The following is a 22,761-nucleotide window of genomic DNA, read 5'->3' on the forward strand; positions in this document are numbered from 1 at the left end:
CTAAGATTGCGAACCGAGATAGAGCCATGAACACCATGACCCTGAATGCCGGCGAAGCTGCACCGGCCACCAACGATGCCACCAAAAAGGTAGCGGAGACGACGTCAGTGAAAGCCAGAACCGGCAAACCCAATATCGAAGTGAGCGGTACCGTAGGATCGCCATTTTGTGAAGATGCCAAGTTGCGTATGCGCAACGTGAACGTGTTTTACAGCGAAACCCAGGCGATTCACGATGTCAGCCTGGATATTGGCCGCAACCAGGTGGTGGCCATGATCGGCCCGTCCGGTTGCGGTAAATCCACCTTCCTGCGCTGCCTCAATCGGATGAACGACACCATCGAAGGTTGTCGTGTGGAAGGTGAACTGAGCCTCGACGGAGAAGCCATCTACGGCCCCAAGGTCGACGTGGTACCACTGCGAGCGCGCGTGGGCATGGTGTTCCAGAAACCGAACCCCTTCCCCAAATCCATCTACGACAACGTCGCCTATGGCCCCAAGATTCATGGCATTGCCAGCCGCCGCGCGGAACTGGACGAGATTGTCGAGAACAGCCTGCGCCGCGCCGGCCTGTGGAATGAAGTGAAGGATCGCCTGGACAAGCCGGGCACAGGCCTTTCCGGTGGCCAGCAGCAGCGGCTGTGTATTGCCCGCGCGATCGCGGTCAGCCCGGAAGTGATCCTGATGGACGAGCCCTGCTCTGCGCTCGATCCAATCGCCACCGCACGCATTGAGGAACTGATCGACGAGCTGCGGGAAAATTACACCATCGCCATCGTCACCCACTCCATGCAGCAGGCGGCGCGGGTCAGCCAGCGCACCGCCTACTTTCACCTGGGCAAGCTGGTGGAGGTCAACGATACCGAGACCGTGTTCACCAACCCGGAACACGAGCTGACAGAAGCCTACATCACCGGCCGTTTCGGCTAAGGTTGGGGGGAGCCCACAAAAGATTATGGAAATGCATTTCGATCAACACATCTCCCGCCAGTTCAACGAAGATCTTGAGTCACTCAAGACGGAAATGCTGGAAATGGGTGGTCTTGTCACCCGCCAGGTAGCGGACGCTGTTGAGGCGCTCGCCAGTGCCGACAGCGAGCTTGCGGAAAAAGTCCTCAAAGTGGAAGAGGATATCGACCGCTTTGAAATGGAGGTGGATGAGCACGCGACCCTTATCATCGCCAAGCGCCAGCCCGCCGCGTCCGACCTGCGCATGGTCATGTCGGTTATCCGTATCGCCCGTGACCTGGAGCGTGTTGGTGACGAGGCGAGCAAGATTGCCAAAATGGCAATCGCGCTGACCGACGAAGGCACGGCGCCGCGCGGCTATACCGAGATCCGCCACATTGCCAACGCGGTGCGCAAGATGCTCAATGATTCCCTCGACGCCTACACCCGCTTCGATGTCAAATCCGCCATGGAGACCCTCGCCGAAGATGAGCAGGTGGATATGGACTACCGCAGCGCGGTGCGCGAGATGATCACCTACATGATGGAAGACCCGCGCAGTATTTCGCGGGTAATGAACGTACTCTGGACCCTGCGCTCACTCGAGCGTATCGGCGACCACGCGAAGAATATCTGCGAACAGGTCGTGTATCTGGTGAAGGGTGCGGATATCCGTCACGGCAATGAACAGAATATGCGTTAACAGGAAGAGCGCCTTCGGATTTTTATGAAGATCCCGAAGTAAGTTTTTTACACAAGGCCGCAAGTGCGGCCTTTTTATTGGTACCACATTCAATGGAGAATGCATTACGAAGAAAAAGGCCGGTAGTGATATAGCCAGTCAGTTATTCACCGCGCCTGTTCCATACGCCACTGCCTGGCCGAAACCCACCACACTCGGCGCAAACAGGAGCGTGTAGCACATTCAGTTATTGTTCAGTTCTGCTGAGACACAATGTGCGCGCAATTGTAGTCAAACTACCGAAATCAAACCGTAATTGGGACGGCCGTCACAATTAATTGTTTTCGTTGCACATAACTTTTCCTGCGCTTAGAATCCGCGCCGAATTTGTCCCGCACCCGGTAGGGAAGCATGGGGCAAGTCGGACGGGTACCACGCGTACAGATGTAAATTAAACAGGGAACACTTCCATGAAGTTCAAGTTTGCCGCACTTCCTCTTATGCTGGCCTCTGCCGTTGTTTCCGCAGAGCAGTACAATTCTTTTACCGACGTTGATTACACTGCTGCCGATTACGGCAGTGTCGACGTTGATACGCTGAGCTTTAATTCTCAGTACTATTTTGGCGCTCTGGAGACTCTGGGCCCGCGCAAGGAATTCAACTACATCCTGCCGGTTTCCAATATCTACGGTGGTTTCGATTACATCGATGTGAATGGCAACGATGAAGATGCGCTGACCATCGGTGGTGAATACTACACAGGACAGTGGAAACTGTTTGGCGAGCTGAACGATGTGGACTCCACCAGCGTATACAGCGCCGGTGCCGGCTTCCTGTTTACGCCGAACTTCCTCGCTGAAGTGGAAGCAGTCAAGGTCGAAGATACCGATACTGAGCTGTTCGTTCGCGGTAAATACAACCATCAGCTGAGCGGTACCGACTACATCGGCTTCACCGCTGAAGTGGATGATGATTTTGACTACCGCAGTGTATCCACCAAGTACTTCACTGCGCTGTCTGGTGGCCAGTACCTGTCCGCCCAGCTGGGCCTTGTTGATACCGACAATTCCGACCTGTACTGGGAAGGTGAAGTTGAGTTCTACTTCAACGAAAACACTTCCATCGGCGGTGGCTACTCCGAAGACGAAACCTACTTCCTGGATGCTACCCACTTCTTCAATCGCAATGTCGCCGGCAAGGTTGCCTATGCCTCCAACCGCGACTTTGACGAACTGGATGTATTCAGCATCGGTGTAACCGTACAGCTGTAATTTCTTTCACCGAAATTACACACAAAAAAAGCGGGCGAAGAAATTCGCCCGCTTTTTTGTTTTTTGGCAAGGGTGAAAATCAGCCCTTGTTGCTCAGCGCCTGCACCCGCGCCTGCGCCTTGGTGGCGATATCGCCAGAAGATTTCGCTGCGATCTGATACTGGCTCAGGGCATTTCTGGTATTGCCCTGTTGCTCGTACACCTGACCCAGGTAGTAATGGGCGTGCGGTGTATCGAGATAGCTGGTGGAACGCTGCAGATCGCGTTCGGCGGCGGTGTAGTTTTTCAGCTGGGCATTCAGCATGCCGCGCATCAGCCAGTTGGAAAACAGCGTGGGGTTTTTCTGCACCGCAGTCTCGTAGGACCTAAGTGCCGACTGGTACTGTTTCTTCTGCGCCAGCAGGTCTCCCTCCAGCGCATAGAACGCCGCTTCCTTGGGCTGCTGCTGCTGCGCCCTGCGGGTCAGCGTGAGTGCGCGATCGTACTGTTTGTCTTTCACCGCGGCCATAGCGTCGTCATAGCTCTTGTACGCATCCGCGTCGCGTTTCAATTGGGCGATGGCCTGCAGGTACTGGCTGCGGTTGACGCTGCCCTTGGGTAACTGCTTGGCGTGCTCGATATTCGCGTCCACCCGGGCCTGCGAAGGCGGGTGGCTGGCAAACAGTGCCTCCAGGCCCGCAGCCTGCTTGCCCTTGGACAACTTGACGAATTTTTCCTGCAAACGTACCGCACCGTAAGGGTCGTAGCCGGCGGCCGCCATGTATTTCATGCCGTACTGGTCGGATTCCAGCTCGTTGTCACGACCATATTTGGCGATATAGGCGGAGCCACCAAACTGGCTGCCAAGCGAAATCAGGTCGCCGTAGCCGGTGTCCTTGGTGGTAGCGCCGAGGATGGCGATGCCCGCGCCAAGGATCTGTTGCTGAGACATGGCGGCGGCAGAGTGACGCGCGGCCGCATGCACGATTTCGTGGCCGAGTACCGCGGCGAGCTCCGCTTCGTCTTCCAGTAGCACCAGCAGGCCACGGTTAACCGCGATCTTGCCGCCAGGCAGTGCCCACGCGTTGGGCGTGGAGTTGTTCAGCACCACAAATTCATACGGCAGTTGCGGCTGGTCGGAGACCCTTGCCAGCTTTTGCCCCACGCGGCTCACATAGGTCTGCAGCGATGGGTCCACCAGGTACTCGCCGCCCTGGGTCTGCTGCGCCTGCGGGTACTGTTGTTCTCCCAACGCCACCTCCTGCCCCTGGGACATCAGGGACAGTTCCTTCTTGCCGGTGACCGGGTTGACTGCGCAGCCGGCGATACCGGTGGTCATGGCCGCGGCGATGGCTGCGGCGAGCAGGCGGTTTGAGATTGAACGCGGAATCATAGATCACTCCCTGTATAATGTTCGATTCGAAGCTACCGCGCGGGCGGCAAATGCCTGCGCAGTAACGGATAGCCGCTATTTTACACAGTCCGGAGACCGAGGTTATGACGACCGCACTGCAGATTATCGAACTGTTCGCCGGCACCAATCCGGACGGCGAGCCGGTGGTGGAGCGGATGCAAGTACGGGTCAACGAGGATGACAGTGTGCAGCTGGTGCGTTCGCCAGCGTTTATCAAAGGGATTGCCAGCGGCGATACCATCAAGGTGGACCGTCAGGACCCTGAAAAGCCCAGTTTCGAGTTGATCAAGCGCTCCGGCAACCTGGCGGTGCGTGTGTTCTGCCGCGGCGACAGCACCAAGCTTTCCGATCAGCTTACCCCGCAGCTGGAAAAGCTCGGCGGCGAGCTGGACATGGAGAGCCCGCGCCTGCTGGTATACAGCATTCACGTGAGCTGTGGCTTTGCCGAGATTGAACAGATCCTCAACAGCGTCTGTGACGGTGCCAACAGTGTCTGGTACTACGGTAATGTCTACGATCCGGTGGATGGCCAGACCCCCCTCAACTGGTGGCAGGACATCCTCAAACCGGAATAAAGCTGCTGCGCGTGCGCTTTCTTTAGCCCCGAAAGGCTAGAAAAATTTATTAGAGTGAGCTGTATGCTGATCGTTATCTCCCCCGCCAAAACCCTCGACTACGAGAGCGAGATTCCCGAGCTGGATTCGACCCAACCGGACTTCCTCAAGGAGTCGGCGGCCCTGATCAAGGAACTCAAGGCGTTGAGCCCGCAGGACATCTCCAGCCTGATGAAAATCTCCGACAAGCTGGGTGTGCTCAACTACGACCGCTTCCAAAGCTGGAAGCGTCCCTTCACCGAAAAAAACGCCCGCCCCGCGCTGTTGGCGTTCAAGGGCGACGTATACACCGGGCTTGAGGCAGAAACCCTTGGCAAGCGGGATTTCGCATTTGCGCAAAAGCACCTGCGCATGCTTTCAGGTCTATACGGTCTGTTACGCCCGCTGGATCTGATGCAACCCTATCGGCTGGAGATGGGCACCAAATTCGCCAATGCAGGCGGCAAGAACCTGTATGAATTCTGGGATGGCAAGATCACCGATGCCCTCAACCAGCAGCTCAAGGCACTCAAGAGCCGGGAGCTGGTGAACCTCGCATCCAACGAGTATTTCAAGTCCGTGCAGCCGAAAAACCTTGAGGCGGAGATCATTACCCCGCATTTCAAGGACTGGAAAAACGGCCAGTACAAGATGATCAGCTTCTTTGCCAAGAAGGCGCGCGGCATGATGAGCCGATGGGCCATCGACAACCGGGTGAAAAAGGCCGAGCAGCTGAAAGACTTCGATGTGGCCGGGTACTATTACAGCGCCGAACACTCAACGGGGAATGACTGGGTTTTCCTGCGTGACGAGCAACCGGCCTGACCTGTGATGAGTGAACAACCCTTGCCCGACGCACCGTCCACCGGGCGCAACCGCGGGGCCATCCTCGGCCACCTGCAGCGCCTGCTGGCCGGTCGCCGCCGGGTGCTGGAAATCGGCAGCGGTACCGGCCAGCATGCGGTGTATTTCGCCCCCCGCCTGCCGCACCTGCAATGGCAGACGTCAGAGCGCCGGGAGAATCTGCACGAGGTACAGGCGTGGCTCAAGCAGTGTCCAGCGGACAACCTGCCGCCACCGTTTGAACTGGATGTCACCGGCCCCTGGCCAGCCATTTCGGTCGATACCGTATTTACCGCCAACACCCTGCATATCATGCCCGCTGCGGCGGTAGAGATGCTGTTCCAGCGGTTGCCGCGGGTACTTGCGGAAAACGGGCAATTTATTGTCTACGGCCCGTTCAAGATCGGCGGTGAGTACATAGGTCCGGGCAACGCCGGCTTTGATGATCGGCTCAGGGAGAAGGACGCCTTGCGCGGTATCCGTGACCTGGAGTGGCTGGACCAGCTGGCGGAAGCGCAAGGCCTGCGCAGAACCGAGAACAACTACCTGCCTGCCAACAACCAGTTGCTGGTGTGGCAACGCTAAACCAGAAAACAGGAGTGTCTTATGCCCCCATGGTTTGAAGTTACCGTTTCAATTGCCGCTGCGGTTGCGGCGGTGCTTTTTTTCGCCAAGTACCGCGAGACAGCGGCGGCGCTGCACGAGTCCGAGCGCATGAAACACAAGCTGTCGAAAGAGCTGGACCGCTATCGCGATGTGCCCCAGCTACGCGCCCTGCGCGATGGGCTTATTGGCGAGCGCAATCTGCCGGTGGACGACGAGGGCCGGGAGCACCTGCTGATCCGCAACAGTGCCCGCAAGCTGGTGCACATCACCGTGCAGAAAAACGCGCAGCCGGTGCCGGATGGTGAAGAGGTGAGTTATCGCGCGGGTGGTGAAGAGCGTCGCCTGCAGGAACTAGAGTAGCCGCGCCCTGCCCCCGCCCCCCAAGCCCCACCCGTGGGGCTTTTTGTTATCCGGTCAGGCAACAGGATCAGGCGGAACTGGCGAGGGTTAGCTTCTGGGGGGGGAAATTGAGAGTAAAAGTACTGCCGCGGCCGGGCACGCTGGCCACGCTCATGTTGGCATTGTGGCGAAGCAGCACATGCTTGACGATCGCAAGCCCCAGGCCTGTGCCACCACTTTCCCGCGATCGGCCTGCATCCACCCGGTAAAAGCGCTCCGTCAGCCGCGGGATATGCATCGGGTCAATACCGATTCCCGCGTCCTTCACCGAATAGTGACCGCCGGCAGCATCGGCTTTCCAGCGCAATTCGATGGGCCCGCCATCGGGGCTGTACTTCACTGCGTTGAACGCCAGATTGGCAAACGCGCTGTGCAACTCGCCCGCGTCGCCGGTAAGGATGCAGTCCTCTTCGCAGTGCACTGAAATTTCATGGCGGTCGGCGCTCAGTGAACGCGCTTCCCCGGCCACACGCTCCATCAGCTCCCGCACCGAAACCCGGTCGCGCCCGCTATCGCGCTCTGATGTTTCCAGCCGCGCCAGCAACAGCAGATCGTTTACCAGGCTGGTCATGCGCGCCGTCTGCTCGCTCATCTGTCCCAGCGGCCGGTCCCAGTTTTTTGGCGCCTGGCCACTGGCCTGCAGAGTTTCCAGGTACCCTGCAATCACCGTCAGCGGGGTGCGCAATTCGTGGGAAACGTTCGCCACAAAATCCCGGCGCATCTGCTCCAGATTATGCAGTCGTGTCACATCCCGTACGATCACCAGCGCCTCGTCCTGGCCGAAGCGGGTCACTTCCATTTGCAGTATGCGTGAATCGTCACCCGGCGCCGGCAGCGTAATCGGCTCTTGGTAACGGTCGAGTTGTCCCTGCATGCGTTGGTACATGTGCTCGACAAAGCGCGGGTCGCGCACGAAATTGATCAGTGGCTGGCCCGCATCGTCCGTCTGTAACCGCAGCATCTGCCCTGCCGCCGGATTCCACCACGCCAGGGTGCCTTCGTCTTCCAGCGCCACAATTCCCTCGCGCAGCGCACTGGTACTGTCCTGTACCCGGCGCAGCATGGAGTGCAGCTTCTGCTTTTCCTTGCGGTGGCGGCGCTGCAGGCGATAGAAATCGTCGGAAATATCCCCCCATACCCCGAAGCTGGTCGGTGCGGGACCGCGACGGCCGTTGGCAAGCCAGCGGTCGAACTGGCGTTGTTGCCAGAGCAACCAGAAGAGATAGACGCTGAGGCCGGCACAAAGCGCCAGCCACCAGTGGCCGGTCGAGAAACCGAAAATGGTGGTGCCGAGGGCGATGACGATAAAGCGCGAGAATTCGCCAATACTGCGATCGAGCATGATGGTTGGGCCATCTGTTTAGAGTTGGGAGTTGCGCGCAAAACAGAGCAGGTAATACGCGAAAACCTTAGCGAAGGCGGAGTGCCGGGTGCCTCCGGGCTCTAACGGAGCCCCAGATTCTTTCAGGGATTAGGATTACACCCTTTCCACGGTCTGTACAGAAAAGCGGTAACCGGTGCCGCGCACTGTCTGGATATAGCGTTCGTGACCGTCAATGGTCAGCGCCTTGCGCAGCCGGCGGATGTGCACGTCTACGGTGCGCTCCTCAACGTACACGTTGCCGCCCCACACATGGTCCAGCAACTGCGTGCGTGTATAAGCGCGCTCCTGGTGGGACAGGAAAAAGGTCAGCAGGCGAAACTCGGTGGGGCCCATTTCCACAGGGTTGCCGTTGATCGTCACCCGGTGGCTGACCGGATCCAGAACCAGACCGCCCGCGGTCAGCGGCTCTTCCGGCGTACTCGGGCCCGCACGACGCAATACTGCCTTCAGGCGCGCGACCAGCTCCCGGGGGGAAAATGGCTTGGTGATGTAATCGTCTGCACCCGTCTCCAGCCCCTTGATCTTGTGATCCTCCTCACCCTTCGCCGTCAGCATGATGATTGGCAGTGAAGCGGTCAGCTCATCCCGCTTCAGGCGGCGCGCAAGCTCGACACCGGAGACGTCTGGCAGCATCCAGTCCAGCAGAATCAGGTCCGGCTTCTCATCGATGATCAGGGCGTGGGCCGCCTGGGCATTCTCCGCCTCCAGGCAGCGGTAATCTGCCATCTCGAGGGCTACACGCAACATATCCCGTACCGGGGCTTCGTCGTCGACTATGAGAATCGTCTTGCTGTGCATCGTTCTGCCATACCCTAACTGATGAGTGCGCCATTCAACTGACACTTCCTAGAGTGGCCATTTAACGTCACTTTAATGACAAATATATGACAGGAGGGCGCCGATCACGACCCATCGGGGAACAGGCTCGAATCAGTTCGCCAGAAAGTGGAAAAAAATTCCCATGAAAATGGTTGCCCCAACCCAGTTGTTGTTCAGAAATGCCTTGAAGCAGTCATCCCGTTGCCGCTCCCGCACCAGCCACTGCTGATAGCCAAACAGCCCCGCGGCGACCGCCAGGCCACAGTAATACAGGGCACCCAGCGACTCGCGGCTGCCCAGCATCAACAGTGCCAGAATCACCATCACTTGCAGGCTGGCGGTCATTACCCGGTCCATGTCACCAAACAGGATCGCGGTGGATTTGACCCCGATCTTGAGGTCATCGTCGCGGTCTACCATGGCGTAAAAAGTGTCGTAGGCCACCGTCCACAACAGGTTGGCAGTGAACAACAGCCACGCCACCGCCGGCACCTCGCCGGTGGTCGCGGCAAACGCCATCGGGATTCCCATGCTGAACGCCGAACCGAGAACCACTTGCGGCAGGTGCGTGTAGCGCTTGGCGAAGGGATAACAGAAAGCCAGCGCCAGCGCCGGCAGTGACAGCAGGACGGTGAGCTTGTTGGTGGTGAGTACCAGCAGGAAGGCGAGCAACATGAGGCCGCCGAACAGCATCATCGCGCCTTTCGGGGTGGCTGCTCCGGTGGCGAGCGGGCGCTGGTTGGTGCGCTTTACATGGCCGTCTATGTTGCGGTCGGCAAAGTCGTTGACCGCACAGCCGGCAGCGCGAGTCAGGATCACACCGAGGGTGAAGACAACGAACAGGTGCAAGCCGGGCCAGCCCTTGGCGGCAATCCACAGCGCCCACCAGGTGGGCCACAACAGCAGCAGAGAGCCGATGGGCCGGTCCAGCCTGACGAGCTGCCAGTATGGGAGGGCGGCGGGCCAGCGCTGCTGGATCTGTTGGCTGATCATGGTTTCTCTCTTGTTATTGGCCGTTGTGTTCAGGCCAGGGGTGCTTTGTGGGGATTGAAGCTGCTTAGGAAGGTCTCCGCAACCAGTAGTGGTTTGTCGTGCAGCCAGAACGTGGAGCGGCGTCCCCAGGCCTGGGGCTCCATCGTATCCAGTTCCGCCTGTTGGCAGCGCGGGTTGCGCGCAAGGCGATTGAGGACGATGGGGCCGCGGCGGATGTCAGGCTGGCTAAACAGGAGTTCGCCGAGTGGGCGGTTATCGAGGTTGCGCAGGTAGCGGGATTTGCCGCCGAGGGTGCGTTCCGGGAGTACACTGCGGGCATACACCCACGGCTGTTCGTCGCTGCCGTAGAGGAGCACTTCGCGCACCAGCGCACGGGTTCTCTCTTTCAGGTTGAGGGCGCGGCGCTCTTCGAGGTTGGGTTGCTGCCAGCCCTGACTGAGTATCTGCACGCTAAACTCGCCGTGGCTCAGATGTTTGAGTGCGGCGGTGAGGGAGCCGGGATGCAGCAGCCACGGCAGCAGCTGCTCCGGGGGCGTATGTCCGTGGAGGCTTTCCAGGGGTTGTGGATGCCAGTCACCGATGGCCAGGAAAGGTGACTCGTAGGGGGCGTGGTACAACGCAGACTCCGCGCAGGTTCAAATAACCGCATTGTACCCGACCGGCGCTGCGGGGAAACGGGGGGAACTTTGCCCAGACCGGATGCGACCGATATAGTTGCGCGACTCCTTCGAATAAATTGGGGGCGGTGCCGGTTGCCGCACCTTCGCGTCACGTATAGTGGCCTAATTGAATAATTCCAGTATTTGCTGGAGCAATGACAGGATGGACCATGGGGCTCACCAAAAAAATTGTACTGGCCATGATCGCGGGGATCGCAGTCGGCCTGATCTGCAATGTTCTCAATACCAGCCAGGTGCTGGGGGCCGGGGTGACCGGTTTTATCAATAATTACCTGACCAATGGTCTGTTCGACATTATCGGCCGGATATTCATCGCCTCGTTGAAGCTGATGGTTGTGCCGCTAGTGCTGGTTTCGCTGATCTGTGGTTCCTGCGCCCTTTCGGAAGGTAGCCGTGTGGGGGTACTGGCGGGCAAGACGGTGCTGTTGTATCTGGTAACCACAGCTGCGGCCATTTCGCTGGCGCTGCTGCTGGCCATCGTGATTCAGCCCGGGGCGGGTATGGAGGGCATCGCCGGGGATGCTGCTTTTGAGCCGCAGCCCTCGCCACCACTGTCCGAGGTGCTGATCAATATCTTTCCCACCAACCCGGTGGATGCGATGGCAAAAGGCAACATGCTGCAGATCATCGTGTTTGCACTGTTGATGGGCTATGCAATTTCCCGCAGCGGCAAGCCCGGCCAGCGAATTGCCGGTTTCTTCAATGACCTGAACGATGTGATTATGCGCATGGTCGGTGTGCTGATGGCATTTGCGCCCTACGGTGTATTTGCGCTGCTGGCCACCAAGATTGCATCGCTCGGCTTCGATGCAATCCTGCAACTGATGAAGTACTTCATGGTGGTGTTGGCGGCACTGCTACTGCATGCCTTCGGGGTCTATTCCATCCTGCTGAAGCTGCTGTCCGGCCTGAACCCGGTGCAGCTGTTTAAGAAGATGCGCCCGGCGATGGTGTTTGCCTTCAGTACCGCCTCCTCGGCGGCGACAATTCCGGTGACGTTGTCCACAGTAGAGAAGCGCCTGGGCGTGGATAACAAGGTGGCGTCGTTCACCATTCCGCTGGGGGCGACCATCAATATGGATGGCACCGCGATCATGCAGGGGGTGGCGACGGTATTCATCTCCCAGCTGTACGGTATCGAGATCGGCCTGATGGGTTATCTGACCGTGATCCTGACTGCGACCCTGGCTTCTGTGGGCACCGCGGGCGTGCCCGGTGTCGGCCTGATCATGCTGGCCATGGTGCTTCAGCAAGTGGGCCTGCCGCTTGAAGGAATTGCGATTGTGATGGGTGTGGATCGCCTGCTGGATATGGTGCGCACGGCGGTGAACATTACCGGGGACTCGGTGGTGAGTGCGATCGTGGCGAAGAGTGAGGGTGCGCTGAATGTGGAGACCTTCAATGATGCCAACTACAGCAGTGTCGCGAACGGTAGTGAGGGTCGACAGGCAGCTTCCTGATCTGAAGTTGGCCCAGAAAAAAGGGCGAGCCGGTAGCCGGCTCGCCCTTTTTATTTTCTATGTGGTTTTACATTGCAGCCATGGCTCGCAACTCGTCGGGATCCAGGTTGTCTTCCATGGATTCCACCAGCTCATCTACCAGCTCGCTGAGCGCTTTCTTGATCGCCTCTTCGGTATTGTCCTCGCTAGCGCGGCCATCGTGGTAGGTGCGTACCAGGTATTTTTCCTGCACCTTGAGGTCGTCGATACTGACAAGCTGCTCGCGCAGGGGTGTGCCGCTGCGATTGGTCAGCGCGTAGCGGAATTCACCCGTCAGGGTCACTTTGCCCTGCTCTAGATCGTAATCGTCCTTCGGCTTCATTGCGTTGAGGTGTTTGATTACCTTGAGGTCGAAGCTGTTCTGGAGATTCAGCACCCCATCTTTATCAACCAACGGTATGTCTTCGTCGTTCAGGTATTCGTACAGTTCCCGAGCCAGTTCGCTGTGCAGGTACTGGGTGTAGCCGCGTACCGCCTGCTGTTTGAGCTCAGCAAGGCCGCCGCCAGCAGTTGCCTGGGCAAGCATAAGCTGCAGGTTGCCACTGGAAACCGGCATGGGGACATCTAGCTGGATGCTGGAGGGGGCTACGACAAGGCTGGGCGTGTGTTCTTCACCGCCCCAGAAACCACCCTGGGCCGCCGCCTGAGCGGACATACCGATACCGAGCAGACCGGCGATCGCCAGTCGGCACAATTTTGATGCTCTCATTCATCTATTCCGTGTTTTATTTTTATGCCGGGATTTTATTTATTACGGGCGAATAGGCTCGCCCTATATTTATGCGTTAACTGGCACAGGCTGCCATTATTTGCTGGGAAGGGCAAAATTTTTCCGTGACCTGTGCGTCGATAGCGGTCTTTTTTGTGCGCTGGGTCTCGGCGGAAAGCTTGCGTTTGGGGTAGGTCCGGCTGGGAGCCAGGGATTGGAGGGGGTGGGGAGGCAGTGCGGAAAAGATCCGGTTGGTGAACGCGTGCTAACGAGCAGGCTTTCCCGGCCGGGGCTTTAGCCCCGGCCGACAAGCTCGCGCAGGCTGTCTGCTTCGAGGTCGTCTTCGATGCGATCGATGATCCGTTTAACCAGGTTGTCCACCATCTTGTCCAACTCCGCTTGCGTGTTGTCTTCGGCCTCGCCGCTGCCCAGTGGTGTTTTGATCTGGTACTTGCCCTTTAACCTCAGGTCGGCGATATCCAGTCGCTTTTCCGCAAGTACCCGCCCGCTCGGTGCGTTGAGGCGAAAATGGTAGTCGCCGCTCGCGCTCAGGTTGCCTCGTTCCACTTCGTAATCACCACTGTTCTTGAGGCCGCTTAACTGCTTGACCACAGAGATGTCGACGCTGTTGTAGAGCGTCAATGAGCTGTTGTCGGTGATCAGGGGGACTTCTTCGTCGGCGAAGAACTCCCGCAGCGCCCTATCCAGCTTGCGGCGCAGCTGATCGCTGAAGGCCTGAATCGCCTTGTCCCGGGTGGCGCTGAGTCCTTTGTCTGATGTGGCCTGCGCGAGCAGGGCGTCAAAATCATTGCCCTGTAGTGGGGTGGGAATTTCAGCGGCGATTTCCATTTGCGCAAGGGTCAGGTGGGGAGCGGGGCTATCGCTACCGCCGAACAGGCCCTGGGCCCAGCACGGAGTGGTGAGCAGCAGCGCGATCAGTGCCGAGGAGCGCTTGATGAATGTGTTCAAGAGTGTTTTCCGGTGATGTTCGTTGTTCGTGTGAACAGGCTCTGGTGACGCCAGGGGTGGACTCATTGTCCGGTGTCCAGGTAATTGGAGTTACCGCTCTGGAATTCCCGTTAAGGCGGGCGTTCCCGGCCCTTTTTATTGAGGCTGCCACCACTGGAACGGGAGTGCAAAATTATTGATGACCGGCAATGACCAATTGGTCGTGGCAATAACAGGAGTCGCAAAAAAGCGCGCGGCGGTTCGCAAAATACGTGATCTGTCCGAAATGGAGGAGCCTGGATCAGGCCTCGGCGAAGCGGGGTTTGTTGTGTAGCCAGCGGCGTATCAGGCCCGCGCGGCTATCGGGGTCGAGCTGTGGTGCGGCCGCGATTTTCTGTACCTGTGGCAGCAGGTGGGCATCGCGCTGCAGGTCGGCGATGCGATGCTGTATCTCGCCGGTCTGGCGGGTGCCGAGGATTTCACCGGGGCCACGCAGGCGCAGGTCCTCCTCGGCAATGGCGAAACCGTCGGCATGGCTGCGCAGGGCCTGCAATCGGGCGCGGCCGTTTGCGGAAAGCGGCGTGCTGTACATCAGTACACAGTGGCTGGCGATACTGCCCCGCCCGACGCGACCGCGCAGCTGGTGTAACTGGGCGAGGCCCAACCGCTCGGGGTTTTCGATGATCATCAGGCTGGCATTGGGTACATCCACGCCCACTTCGATGACCGTAGTTGCCACCAGCAGATCGACCTCGCCGGCCTTGAACGCCTTCATCACGAGGTCCTTGGCATCCGGCTTCATGCGTCCGTGAACCAGTGCCACGCGTACCCCGTCGAGTGTGTCTGCCAGTTCCTCGGCGGTGGATTCTGCGGCCTGCGCCTGCAGGGTTTCCGATTCCTCGATCAGGGTGCAGACCCAATACGCCTGGCGTCCCTCACGTACCGCACCCTGCACCCGCGCCATCACGTCATAGCGGCGCTCGTTGGAGATGGCCACGGTATTGATCGGCTGGCGTCCTGGTGGCAGCTCGTCGATTACTGAACAGTCCAGATCGGCAAACGCGGACATCGCCAGGGTGCGGGGAATCGGGGTGGCGGTCATGATCAGCTGATGTGGCTGGGTACGTACTTCGCCGTTCGATGCGCCCTTCTCCCGCAACTGCAGTCGTTGGCGCACGCCAAAGCGGTGCTGTTCGTCGATGATCACCAGTGCCAGCCGATGGAACTCCACTCCCTCCTGGAACAATGCGTGGGTACCCACCACGAGCTGGGCTTCGCCGCTGTGGATGGCCTCCAGCTGGGCGCGGCGCTCCGCCGCTTTCATGCTGCCGGTCAGCCAGGCGACGGTGATACCGAGGGGTTCGAGCCAGCCACAGAAATTGATGCGGTGCTGCTCTGCCAGGATTTCCGTGGGCGCCATCACCGCGCATTGGAAACCGGCACCGATTGCCTGTAGTGCCGCGCGCGCGGCAACCAGGGTTTTGCCTGCGCCCACATCCCCCTGCAACAGTCGCATCATGGGACGCGATCCGGCCAGGTCTTCGGCGATCTCCTCGCCAACCCGTTGTTGCGCGTTGGTGGGGGTGAACGGCAGGCGCGCATTGAAATCCTGCTCGAGGGCAGCATTCGGAGCCAGTGCGGGTGCTGCGACTCTTGCGGCGGTGCGGCGCAGCTCCAGCAGACTGAGGTGGTGTGCCAGCAGTTCCTCGAGCGCGAGTCGCTGCTGTGCGGGGTGTTGCCCCTCGCCAAGCTGCGCCAGGTCAGCAGCCGCAGGAGGCTGGTGCAGATACATGAGCGCGCCCGCCAGCGGCATCTGCAGTTTCTTGGGCAGCAGTTCGGCGGGAAGCAGTTCGGTGACATGGCCATCGGCGAGCCAGTCCAGCCCCTGGCCGATCAGCGCGCGCAGGCGGCCCTGCCCCAGACCCTCGGTCAGGGGGTAAATGGGCGTGAGGGTATCCGCCGTGGGTGAAACATCTTCCCCCAATATTTCGGTTTCAGGATGATAAAGTTCTACGCCAGCGCTGCCGCGCCGGGCTTCACCGTAGCAGCGCACCCGGGTGCCGGGTGCCAGGCGGCTCTTCTGGGCGGCGGTGAAGTGAAAGAAGCGCAGAGTGACACTGCCGGTGGCGTCCTGCAGGCGGACCGCGAGACTGCGTCGGCGTCCGAATACCACGTCGGCGGCGCGCACTTCCCCCTCGATCACCGCATCCATGCCGGGACGCAGGCCCGCCAGTGGGATCACGCGGGTGCGATCCTGGTAGCGGGCGGGCAGGTGGAACAGCAGATCCTGCAGGGAGCTGATATGCAGTTTGGCGAGTGTCTCCGCCAGCTTGGCGCCTACGCCCTTGAGGGCAGTGACCGGGATTTCCGCCAGCGGTTTTTGCGATGGGTTGCGCGGTCGGTTCACGGACTCTGTAATTGGCACTGGTTGATGGCGTCGCGCAGCATGTCGATGGCGCGGTGACGGGGGAAGCTGGCGCGCCAGGCAAGGGCCACGGTGCGCTGGGGCGCCGGTGCAACGAACGGGCGGGTTACCAGCACGCCGGTGGCATACTGGGAGGCGGCTGCTGCGGACAGCGGCAGCACCGTGATGCCCAGGCGCGACGCCACCATGTGGCGCAGGGTTTCCAGCGAGCTGCCATCGGCAGCGGTGCGGATATGGCCGTTGCCGGCCTCTTTCTCGATGGACTGCTGCAGCTGCGGGCAGGCTTCCAGTACCTGGTCACGGAAACAGTGGCCCTCCCCCAGCAGCAGAACATTGTCTTCACACAGCTGTTCCGGTTTGAGTGCGTCGTACTGGGCCAGCGGGTGGTCCGATGGCATCAGCACCACAAAGGGTTCGTCATACAGCGGTTGGGTAACCACGTCCGGTTCGGTAAATGGCAGTGCGAGGATGACCGCATCCAGCTCACCCTTGCGCAGGCGCGCTCGCAGGGTGGAGGTATAGCCCTCTTCCACATACAGCGGCATCTGGGGCGCGCGCTGCTGCAGCTGGGGAATGAAGTGCGGGAACAGGTAGGGGCCAATGGTAAAGATGGCGCCTACGGACAGCGGGCTGCTCAGCTGGTCCTTGCCGGCGCTGGCGATGTCCTTGATTGCGGCGGACTGTTCCAGCACCAGCTGCGCCTGGGCAACAATGCGCTCACCGAGCGGCGTGGCCTGCACGCGGGTCTTGGAGCGTTCGAATAATGCGACACCCAGCTCCTTTTCCAGCTTTTTGACGGCGATGGACAGGGTCGGCTGGCTGACAAAACAGCGCTCGGCGGCGCGGCCGAAGTGCTGCTCCTGAGCCAGGGTGACAATGTAGCGCAATTCATTCAGTGTCATGACAAACGCAATCAGGTAAAACTTGGCGATAGAGTTTATTCATAAATACCCCCGGGCGGCCAGTAAAACTGAAATCACGGTGTATGAATGTCTCAATCTAGAAAAAAATGCTATTAGCTCTGTTTATGGTTAGTAATTTTTGCTATTAACATGCAATTGTTGTCGGTAGCATGGCGCTTTTTTTGCTATATGTGTAAAGGCAAGTGTTAAATCACACAAAGCGGAGAAACGCTCTATGGGAATCTTGTCTTGGATTATATTGGGCCTGATCGCAGGTGCGCTCGCCAAATGGATCATGCCCGGCCCCGACCCCGGTGGCTGGATCGTGACAATGGTGATCGGTATCGTCGGCGCATTTATCGGCGGTTGGCTCGGTTCACTCGTCGGGATTGGTGGTCCGGTAACCGGCTTTGCCATTGGCGACATCATCACGGCGGTCATAGGTGCTGTGGTGCTGCTGTTTATCTACCGGATGGTAAAGTCTCGTAGTTGACGTCCTGTTACTTCATTAGTTGTGTGCGGGGCGCGCAAAGTGCTGCGGGCCCCGTTCACAGATTGCGGTTGGCAAACAGGTTATAAAGTGGTTTGCTGACTGAAAATTCGCGCAGTTCATAAAAACTATTCGCTAACGGGGTTGGGTTTTACCTGACACCGTGTATTGTGGGGCCGGCATTCGGTACCCCGGGGGTTGATTCAAGCGGTTATGACAAAGGAAAAAGTCTGGATCTTCGGTTGTGGTGATCTGGGGACTCGTCTGGCATTGAAGCTGGATCGCAAGGCGTACGACGTATTCGGCGTGCGACGTAATCCATTACAGGCACTCTCACGCAAGCGTCGCGCGGACGTGGTCAACTGGCGCCGTGGCGATGCCACCAAGCCGGAAGACATCCAGCGGCACCTGAGCAACGGTGCCGATATTGTCATCGCCACATTTACGCCGGGAGCGAGTTCGCCCCAGGCGTATCAGCGCGCTTACGTGGAAACCGCCACGGCCATGCGCACCGCCCTGGCAGCGATGGAAACCCCTCCCCGCCTGTTCCTGTGGATATCTTCGACGCGTGTATACGGCCAGAGTGGCGACCAGTGGCTGGATGAGCGCTCTCAACCGCTGCCCGGCAGCTATCAGGGCGAAGCCCTGCTGAGTGCGGAGAAGATTGCCCAGTCCTCTGTGACCGAAACCTGTGTGGTGCGCTTTGCCGGAATTTACGGTCCCGGCCGCGACCGCTTGCTTTCCCAGGTTCGCGCTGGTCGTTGTGCGCCGCCCTCCCCGCCGCAGTTCAGCAACCGGATCCATGTGGATGATGCGGTGGGCTTTCTGGCACACCTGATCGAGGGCCAGAAAAAAGGCATGGCGCTGGAGAAGCTGTATATCGGGGCCGACTGCACACCGGTGCCCATGTACGAATTGCAGAGCTGGCTGGCGAAATCCATGGGCTACACCAGCGCTCACCTGCGCGAGGAAGTGGCTACCAGCGAGCGTCGCTCCAAGAAGATGAGCAACAAGCGCATGCTGGATAGCGGCTATGAAATGTTGTATCCGGACTACCGGGCGGGCTACAGCACCCTGCTGGAAAACGACTGATCTTCTGAATCTGCGCCGCGCATTCGCGGCGGCGCAAGCTCTCTTTTCAATACGGTGGCTCAGATCACCAGTATCGCTTCGGCCTCAAACTGTGCCCCTTTGGGCAGTTCACTTACCCCGACCGCCGCGCGTGCGGGGAATGGCTTGGTAAAGACTTCCTCCATCACTTCGTTGACGGTGGCAAAGTTGCTCAGGTCCGTGAGGTAGAGGTTCAGTTTGACGATATCGTCCAGAGAACCATTGGCGGCCTCGCACACAGCCTTCAGGTTTTTGAAAACCTGTACCGCCTGCTCGCGGAAGTCGTCCGAGATCAGTTCCATGGTCTCCGGTACCAGGGGGATCTGGCCGGATAGATAGATGGTGTTATCAACCTTGACTGCTTGCGAGTAGCTGCCGATTGCGGCCGGTGCCTTATCGGTTTTTATCACGGCGCGATTGGGCATGGGTTACTTCTCTCCCGGCCTGACAAGGCCTGCTTGCTGAAAAACAAAGCGGGAGAATATAGCGCGGTTTGGAGGCCTTGGGGAGCAGGCGGGATCGACAAAACCCCAGATGCGGAATCTGTCCACAGTAAAAGAACTTTTAAGCAAAACCCCACCAGAATTCACAGCTTACCCGCAATAGACATCCGCCAATTGCCTGAAGGCCGAAGCAACCAATTAGGCCCGGCTCCGGGGTCCGGCCGACAAACGATTGCCGATGAGGTTGTTTGGCGGTCGGGCACCGGAGCCGGGCCGACCCCATCGAAGCTTACAAAGCTCAGGGGCGAGCGATCTTGATCACCGCCGGCAGGTTCCGCAGGCGCTTCATGACCTGGGCCAGATGCACCCGGTTGGCCACTTCCAGGGTCAGGGCGATCACGCTGTGCTGGGCATCTTTCTCGTCCACATGGATCTGCTCGATGCTCGCCCCCTCCTCGGTAATACGTGTGGCCAGGCGGGCAATGATGCCGCGTTCGGACTCCACCTCGACCCGCACATCGCCGAGGAACTCCCCTTTTACATCGGGAGACCAGGCTACTGCCATGATGTTCTCCGGGTGTTCACGCAGCTCCACCGCGTTGCGGCAGGTATCCCGGTGCACCACCACACCCTTGCCCGAACTGATATGCCCCATGATGGTATCGCCCGGGATCGGTCGGCAGCAGCGTGCAAAGCTGATCATCATGCCCTCCTGGGCGTCGATGGTCAGCGGTGAGGAGATACTGCTTGCCTCGGTTTCCGTCGTGCCCGGTGGCACCAGCAGCTTCGCCGCGGAGAAGGCCGCGCGATTGCCCAGGCCGATTTCTTCCAGGAGGTTTTCGAAACTGTCACAGCGCGCCTCTTTTACGCCGCGCTGAATCTGCTCCTCGCCCAGCTCGGAAAGCTTCAGGTGGAATTTCGCCAGCGCCTTTTCCAGCAGGCGCTGGCCCAGGGCAATGGAGTCGTGGTGGCGCTGGTGTTTCAGGTAGTGGCGAATCGCACTGCGCGCTTTCGCGGTCACCACAAAGTTCAGCCAGTTGGGATTTGGCTGTACGTTCTTGCTGGTGAGGATTTCCACCTTCTGACCACTTTCCAGTGGCTGTGACAACGGCGCCAGACGCTGGTTGATACGCACCGCCACACAGGAATTGCCCACGTCGGTGTGCACTGAATAGGCGAAGTCGACGGCCGTGGCACCCGCGGGCAGATCGATGATCTTGCCCTTGGGGGTGAACACATAGACCTCGTCCGGGAACAGGTCGATCTTTACGTTTTCGATAAATTCCAGTGAGTCACCGGCGCGCTGCTGCATTTCCAGCAGCCCCTGCACCCAGCGGCGCGCGCGCACCTGACTGGTACCGCCGGTATTGAGCACTTCGTCGCCGGAGGATTTGTACAGCCAGTGCGCGGCGATGCCGCTATTGGCCATCTCGTCCATTTCCTTGGTGCGGATCTGCACTTCGATGGGTACCCCGTGCATGCCGAGCAATACGGTATGCAGGGACTGGTATCCATTGGATTTGGGGATGGCGATGTAGTCTTTGAACTCGCTGATCACCGGCTTGTAGAGGTTGTGGATAACCCCGAAGGTGCGGTAACAGGTGTCCACGCTGTCGACGATGATGCGGAAGGCGTAGACGTCCATGATTTCCTTGAACGACTTCTTCTTCGAGCGCATCTTCTGGTAGATGCTGAACAGGTGCTTCTCGCGGCCGATCACCAGTGCATCGATGTTTTCACGCTGCAGGCGCAGCTCGATGGCGTTCTGGATTTTTTCCAGCAGCTCCTTGCGGTTGCCGCGCGCGGCGACCAGGGCCGCGCGCAGGCGACTGGCACGCAGGGGGTAAATCGCAAAAAAAGCGCGGTCTTCGAACTCGATCCGCACATCGTTCATGCCCAGGCGGTTGGCAATGGGTGCGTAAATTTCCAGGGTCTCGCGGGCGATGCGCGCGCGTTTTTCCGGCTTGAGGGAGCCGAGGGTACGCATGTTGTGCAGCCGGTCCGCCAGTTTGACCAGGATCACGCGAATATCCCGCGCCATGGCCAGCGCCATTTTCTGGAAGTTTTCCGCCTGCTTTTCCGCCGGGCTGTCGGTCTCGAACTGTGTCAGCTTGGAGACGCCGTCCACCAGGTCCGCGATCTCCGAACCGAACTGTTCCGCCAGCGCTGCCTTGGGGATGCCGGTATCTTCGATAACGTCGTGCAGCATCGCCGCGGCCAGGCTCTGGGCATCCATATGCATGCCGGCCAGGACGGTGGCAACCGCGAGGGGGTGGGTGATATAGGGTTCGCCGGAGCGCCGTTTCTGGCCCTCATGGGCCTGCTCCGCGTAGAAGTAGGCGCGGCGGACGAACTGGATCTGATCGGGGGGGAGGTAGGACGAGAGGCGATGGGCCAGACTGTCTATGGTATGCAAAGCCGCATTCGCCTCTTAAATTTCCAGCCCGATCTCAACGAGAAAGTGCATCGGTCGATCAAGTCGGGATTACATATCCTGTTCGGACAGGAATACCGGCGCCGGGGCGGCGCGCTGTACCGGCTCATCTTCCGGCTCGTCGAGGATGCTGGCGTCAACGAAGCCCTCTTCGATCTCGCGCAGGGCGATGACGGTGGGCTTGTCGTTTTCTTCCGCAACCATCGGGTCGCGGCCGCCGGTGGCGATCTGGCGTGCGCGCTTGCTACCTACGATAACCAGCTCAAAGCGGTTGTCTACGTGGTCGAGGCAATCTTCAACGGTAATACGTGCCATAAATCTTCTGTTCCAGTGTGAGTTCGCCCGGTTGGGCGAGATTGGCAAATTCTGGTGTCTGGCCGGTCAGTGCCGACACGGACGGGGGCTGACTATTCTACCGGACCGCGCGGTGTACGCAAATCGATCAGTGGACTTTTGGGCGATTCTGTGGCGGCTCCGCTACCGGCCCAGCCGCCTTCAACAGCGAATTTAGTAAGTCAGGGGCGTTTACTGCTTCCGCAAAAGCGACTGCAACAGTGCCCCGTGCAGTTCCTGCTGGCACGCCAGCCGCTGTCGCTCGGCCACCATAATAGCGCGCAGCTCATTCAGCGCGGTGGTGAAATCGTCGTTGATGATCAGGTAATCGGTCTCCACATAGTGGGACATCTCATCGATCGCCTGGGCCATACGCTTGTCGATCACCGCCTGGTCGTCCTGGCCGCGCCCGGTCAGGCGCTCGAGCAGAGCCTGCTGGGAAGGCGGCAGGATGAAGATTCCCACCGTTTCCGGCATCAGTCTGCGAACCTGTTCCGCGCCCTGCCAGTCAATTTCCAGGATGACATCGCGACCGCTGGCGAGGGTTTCCTCGACCCAGGCTCTGGACGTGCCGTAAAAATTGTCGAACACCTGCGCGTGCTCGAGAAACGCGCTCTGGCCCAGCATGGCCACGAACTCGTCGCGATCCACAAAATGATAGTTGATGCCCTCAATCTCACCGGGGCGCATGGGCCGGGTGGTGTGGGACACCGATACGGTGACCTGGGTATCCGCCTCAATCAGCGCTTTGACGAGACTGGTTTTACCGGCGCCGGAGGGCGCGGAGACCGTATAGAGAGTACCTGTAGACACGGCGAACCTTGCTGCTGTGTGAGTGAGTGGAAGTGCTGGGCGGGG

General features: G+C 59.3%; 23 protein-coding genes. 10 read left to right on the forward strand and 13 right to left on the reverse strand.

What is annotated here, in order from left to right:
• Nucleotides 1-26 precede the first annotated feature (26 nt).
• The 3 genes from pstB (at nucleotide 27) to GTQ55_RS00360 (ending at nucleotide 2,900) form a co-directional block, all read left to right on the forward strand.
• A complete protein-coding gene (gene pstB / locus GTQ55_RS00350) occupies nucleotides 27-929 on the forward strand; it encodes a phosphate ABC transporter ATP-binding protein PstB (protein ID WP_375791542.1) in 903 nt (300 codons plus the stop codon).
• 25 nt (nucleotides 930-954) lie between these two features.
• A complete protein-coding gene (gene phoU, locus GTQ55_RS00355; protein ID WP_161856916.1) occupies nucleotides 955-1,650 on the forward strand; it encodes a phosphate signaling complex protein PhoU in 696 nt (231 codons plus the stop codon).
• A 449-nt stretch (nucleotides 1,651-2,099) separates the two neighbouring features.
• A complete protein-coding gene (locus GTQ55_RS00360) occupies nucleotides 2,100-2,900 on the forward strand; it encodes a putative porin (RefSeq protein ID WP_161856917.1) in 801 nt (266 codons plus the stop codon).
• Between the two features lie 79 nt (nucleotides 2,901-2,979).
• On the opposite strand, the gene GTQ55_RS00365 is transcribed toward GTQ55_RS00360, so the two are convergent.
• Nucleotides 2,980-4,272, reverse strand: coding sequence for a M48 family metalloprotease (locus GTQ55_RS00365; RefSeq protein ID WP_161856918.1), 1,293 nt, complete (start codon nucleotides 4,270-4,272; stop codon nucleotides 2,980-2,982).
• A 104-nt stretch (nucleotides 4,273-4,376) separates the two neighbouring features.
• Between GTQ55_RS00365 and GTQ55_RS00370 the strand changes: the two genes are divergently transcribed.
• From GTQ55_RS00370 to GTQ55_RS00385, 4 genes are all read left to right on the forward strand, one after another.
• Nucleotides 4,377-4,868, forward strand: coding sequence for a DUF4265 domain-containing protein (locus GTQ55_RS00370; RefSeq protein WP_161856919.1), 492 nt, complete (start codon nucleotides 4,377-4,379; stop codon nucleotides 4,866-4,868).
• 63 nt (nucleotides 4,869-4,931) lie between these two features.
• On the forward strand, nucleotides 4,932-5,711 hold the full coding sequence (yaaA, locus tag GTQ55_RS00375) for a peroxide stress protein YaaA (protein ID WP_161856920.1): 780 nt from the start codon (nucleotides 4,932-4,934) through the stop codon (nucleotides 5,709-5,711).
• A gap of 6 nt (nucleotides 5,712-5,717) precedes the next feature.
• Nucleotides 5,718-6,314 (forward strand): DUF938 domain-containing protein, encoded by a 597-nt coding sequence (locus GTQ55_RS00380; RefSeq protein ID WP_161856921.1) that lies wholly within the window; start codon nucleotides 5,718-5,720, stop codon nucleotides 6,312-6,314.
• 21 nt (nucleotides 6,315-6,335) lie between these two features.
• Complete coding sequence (locus GTQ55_RS00385; protein ID WP_161856922.1) at nucleotides 6,336-6,695, forward strand: hypothetical protein; 360 nt, start codon at nucleotides 6,336-6,338, stop codon at nucleotides 6,693-6,695.
• 67 nt (nucleotides 6,696-6,762) lie between these two features.
• Here GTQ55_RS00385 and phoR read toward each other — a convergent pair whose 3' ends face one another.
• From phoR to GTQ55_RS00405, 4 genes are all read right to left on the reverse strand, one after another.
• Nucleotides 6,763-8,076 carry a phosphate regulon sensor histidine kinase PhoR gene (gene phoR / locus GTQ55_RS00390; protein WP_161856923.1) on the reverse strand — a complete coding sequence of 438 codons (1,314 nt, stop codon included), beginning with the start codon at nucleotides 8,074-8,076 and terminating at the stop codon, nucleotides 6,763-6,765.
• A 135-nt stretch (nucleotides 8,077-8,211) separates the two neighbouring features.
• On the reverse strand, nucleotides 8,212-8,916 hold the full coding sequence (gene phoB / locus GTQ55_RS00395; protein WP_161856924.1) for a phosphate regulon transcriptional regulator PhoB: 705 nt from the start codon (nucleotides 8,914-8,916) through the stop codon (nucleotides 8,212-8,214).
• 132 nt (nucleotides 8,917-9,048) lie between these two features.
• Nucleotides 9,049-9,930 (reverse strand): 4-hydroxybenzoate octaprenyltransferase, encoded by an 882-nt coding sequence (gene ubiA / locus GTQ55_RS00400; protein WP_161856925.1) that lies wholly within the window; start codon nucleotides 9,928-9,930, stop codon nucleotides 9,049-9,051.
• A gap of 29 nt (nucleotides 9,931-9,959) precedes the next feature.
• Complete coding sequence (locus tag GTQ55_RS00405) at nucleotides 9,960-10,547, reverse strand: chorismate--pyruvate lyase family protein (RefSeq protein ID WP_161856926.1); 588 nt, start codon at nucleotides 10,545-10,547, stop codon at nucleotides 9,960-9,962.
• A 212-nt stretch (nucleotides 10,548-10,759) separates the two neighbouring features.
• Between GTQ55_RS00405 and GTQ55_RS00410 the strand changes: the two genes are divergently transcribed.
• Nucleotides 10,760-12,070 (forward strand): dicarboxylate/amino acid:cation symporter, encoded by a 1,311-nt coding sequence (locus GTQ55_RS00410; protein WP_161856927.1) that lies wholly within the window; start codon nucleotides 10,760-10,762, stop codon nucleotides 12,068-12,070.
• A 67-nt stretch (nucleotides 12,071-12,137) separates the two neighbouring features.
• Here the strand turns inward: GTQ55_RS00410 and GTQ55_RS00415 are convergent, their stop codons facing one another.
• The 4 genes from GTQ55_RS00415 to GTQ55_RS00430 all read right to left on the reverse strand — a co-directional run bounded on the left by GTQ55_RS00415 (nucleotide 12,138) and on the right by GTQ55_RS00430 (nucleotide 17,093).
• The gene (locus tag GTQ55_RS00415; protein ID WP_161856928.1) at nucleotides 12,138-12,818 is read right to left on the reverse strand and encodes a chorismate mutase; all 681 of its coding nucleotides are present in this window, start codon (nucleotides 12,816-12,818) and stop codon (nucleotides 12,138-12,140) included.
• 294 nt (nucleotides 12,819-13,112) lie between these two features.
• Nucleotides 13,113-13,787 carry a hypothetical protein gene (locus GTQ55_RS00420; protein ID WP_161856929.1) on the reverse strand — a complete coding sequence of 225 codons (675 nt, stop codon included), beginning with the start codon at nucleotides 13,785-13,787 and terminating at the stop codon, nucleotides 13,113-13,115.
• Nucleotides 13,788-14,067: 280 nt separating this feature from the next.
• Nucleotides 14,068-16,173: an ATP-dependent DNA helicase RecG gene (gene recG, locus GTQ55_RS00425; RefSeq protein WP_161856930.1), complete on the reverse strand. Its 2,106-nt coding sequence runs from the start codon at nucleotides 16,171-16,173 to the stop codon at nucleotides 14,068-14,070.
• The gene (locus GTQ55_RS00430; RefSeq protein ID WP_161856931.1) at nucleotides 16,170-17,093 is read right to left on the reverse strand and encodes a hydrogen peroxide-inducible genes activator; all 924 of its coding nucleotides are present in this window, start codon (nucleotides 17,091-17,093) and stop codon (nucleotides 16,170-16,172) included. The genes recG and GTQ55_RS00430 overlap by 4 nt, the downstream gene beginning before the upstream one ends.
• Before the next feature lie 235 nt (nucleotides 17,094-17,328).
• Here GTQ55_RS00430 and GTQ55_RS00435 point away from each other — a divergent pair, with 235 nt between their 5' ends.
• On the forward strand, nucleotides 17,329-17,586 hold the full coding sequence (locus GTQ55_RS00435; RefSeq protein ID WP_161856932.1) for a GlsB/YeaQ/YmgE family stress response membrane protein: 258 nt from the start codon (nucleotides 17,329-17,331) through the stop codon (nucleotides 17,584-17,586).
• A gap of 210 nt (nucleotides 17,587-17,796) precedes the next feature.
• Nucleotides 17,797-18,675 (forward strand): NAD-dependent epimerase/dehydratase family protein, encoded by an 879-nt coding sequence (locus GTQ55_RS00440; RefSeq protein WP_161856933.1) that lies wholly within the window; start codon nucleotides 17,797-17,799, stop codon nucleotides 18,673-18,675.
• 59 nt (nucleotides 18,676-18,734) lie between these two features.
• On the opposite strand, the gene GTQ55_RS00445 is transcribed toward GTQ55_RS00440, so the two are convergent.
• The 4 genes from GTQ55_RS00445 to gmk all read right to left on the reverse strand — a co-directional run bounded on the left by GTQ55_RS00445 (nucleotide 18,735) and on the right by gmk (nucleotide 22,716).
• Nucleotides 18,735-19,118 (reverse strand): RidA family protein, encoded by a 384-nt coding sequence (locus GTQ55_RS00445; protein ID WP_161856934.1) that lies wholly within the window; start codon nucleotides 19,116-19,118, stop codon nucleotides 18,735-18,737.
• A 316-nt stretch (nucleotides 19,119-19,434) separates the two neighbouring features.
• Nucleotides 19,435-21,552: a RelA/SpoT family protein gene (locus tag GTQ55_RS00450; protein WP_161856935.1), complete on the reverse strand. Its 2,118-nt coding sequence runs from the start codon at nucleotides 21,550-21,552 to the stop codon at nucleotides 19,435-19,437.
• Nucleotides 21,553-21,621: 69 nt separating this feature from the next.
• Entirely contained in the window at nucleotides 21,622-21,885 is a 264-nt protein-coding gene (gene rpoZ / locus GTQ55_RS00455) for a DNA-directed RNA polymerase subunit omega (protein ID WP_161856936.1), read from the reverse strand.
• 210 nt (nucleotides 21,886-22,095) lie between these two features.
• A complete protein-coding gene (gene gmk, locus GTQ55_RS00460; protein ID WP_161856937.1) occupies nucleotides 22,096-22,716 on the reverse strand; it encodes a guanylate kinase in 621 nt (206 codons plus the stop codon).
• Nucleotides 22,717-22,761: the final 45 nt, after the last annotated feature.

It is taken from the genome of Microbulbifer hydrolyticus, assembly GCF_009931115.1.
Lineage (GTDB): Bacteria > Pseudomonadota > Gammaproteobacteria > Pseudomonadales > Cellvibrionaceae > Microbulbifer > Microbulbifer hydrolyticus.

Bases quoted from the DNA above. Each gene is read 5' to 3' on its own strand.
- GTQ55_RS00385 (WP_161856922.1), top strand. From the start codon at position 6,336: ATGCCCCCATGGTTTGAAGTTACCGTTTCAATTGCCGCTGCGGTTGCG.
- GTQ55_RS00440 (WP_161856933.1), top strand. From the start codon at position 17,797: ATGACAAAGGAAAAAGTCTGGATCTTCGGTTGTGGTGATCTGGGGACT.
- GTQ55_RS00370 (WP_161856919.1), top strand. From the start codon at position 4,377: ATGACGACCGCACTGCAGATTATCGAACTGTTCGCCGGCACCAATCCG.
- phoU (WP_161856916.1), top strand. From the start codon at position 955: ATGGAAATGCATTTCGATCAACACATCTCCCGCCAGTTCAACGAAGAT.
- rpoZ (WP_161856936.1), bottom strand. From the start codon at position 21,885: ATGGCACGTATTACCGTTGAAGATTGCCTCGACCACGTAGACAACCGC.
- phoR (WP_161856923.1), bottom strand. From the start codon at position 8,076: ATGCTCGATCGCAGTATTGGCGAATTCTCGCGCTTTATCGTCATCGCC.
- GTQ55_RS00410 (WP_161856927.1), top strand. From the start codon at position 10,760: ATGGGGCTCACCAAAAAAATTGTACTGGCCATGATCGCGGGGATCGCA.
- yaaA (WP_161856920.1), top strand. From the start codon at position 4,932: ATGCTGATCGTTATCTCCCCCGCCAAAACCCTCGACTACGAGAGCGAG.
- GTQ55_RS00360 (WP_161856917.1), top strand. From the start codon at position 2,100: ATGAAGTTCAAGTTTGCCGCACTTCCTCTTATGCTGGCCTCTGCCGTT.
- GTQ55_RS00365 (WP_161856918.1), bottom strand. From the start codon at position 4,272: ATGATTCCGCGTTCAATCTCAAACCGCCTGCTCGCCGCAGCCATCGCC.
- GTQ55_RS00430 (WP_161856931.1), bottom strand. From the start codon at position 17,093: ATGACACTGAATGAATTGCGCTACATTGTCACCCTGGCTCAGGAGCAG.
- GTQ55_RS00415 (WP_161856928.1), bottom strand. From the start codon at position 12,818: ATGAGAGCATCAAAATTGTGCCGACTGGCGATCGCCGGTCTGCTCGGT.
- GTQ55_RS00380 (WP_161856921.1), top strand. From the start codon at position 5,718: ATGAGTGAACAACCCTTGCCCGACGCACCGTCCACCGGGCGCAACCGC.
- GTQ55_RS00445 (WP_161856934.1), bottom strand. From the start codon at position 19,118: ATGCCCAATCGCGCCGTGATAAAAACCGATAAGGCACCGGCCGCAATC.
- pstB (WP_375791542.1), top strand. From the start codon at position 27: ATGAACACCATGACCCTGAATGCCGGCGAAGCTGCACCGGCCACCAAC.
- GTQ55_RS00435 (WP_161856932.1), top strand. From the start codon at position 17,329: ATGGGAATCTTGTCTTGGATTATATTGGGCCTGATCGCAGGTGCGCTC.
- ubiA (WP_161856925.1), bottom strand. From the start codon at position 9,930: ATGATCAGCCAACAGATCCAGCAGCGCTGGCCCGCCGCCCTCCCATAC.
- phoB (WP_161856924.1), bottom strand. From the start codon at position 8,916: ATGCACAGCAAGACGATTCTCATAGTCGACGACGAAGCCCCGGTACGG.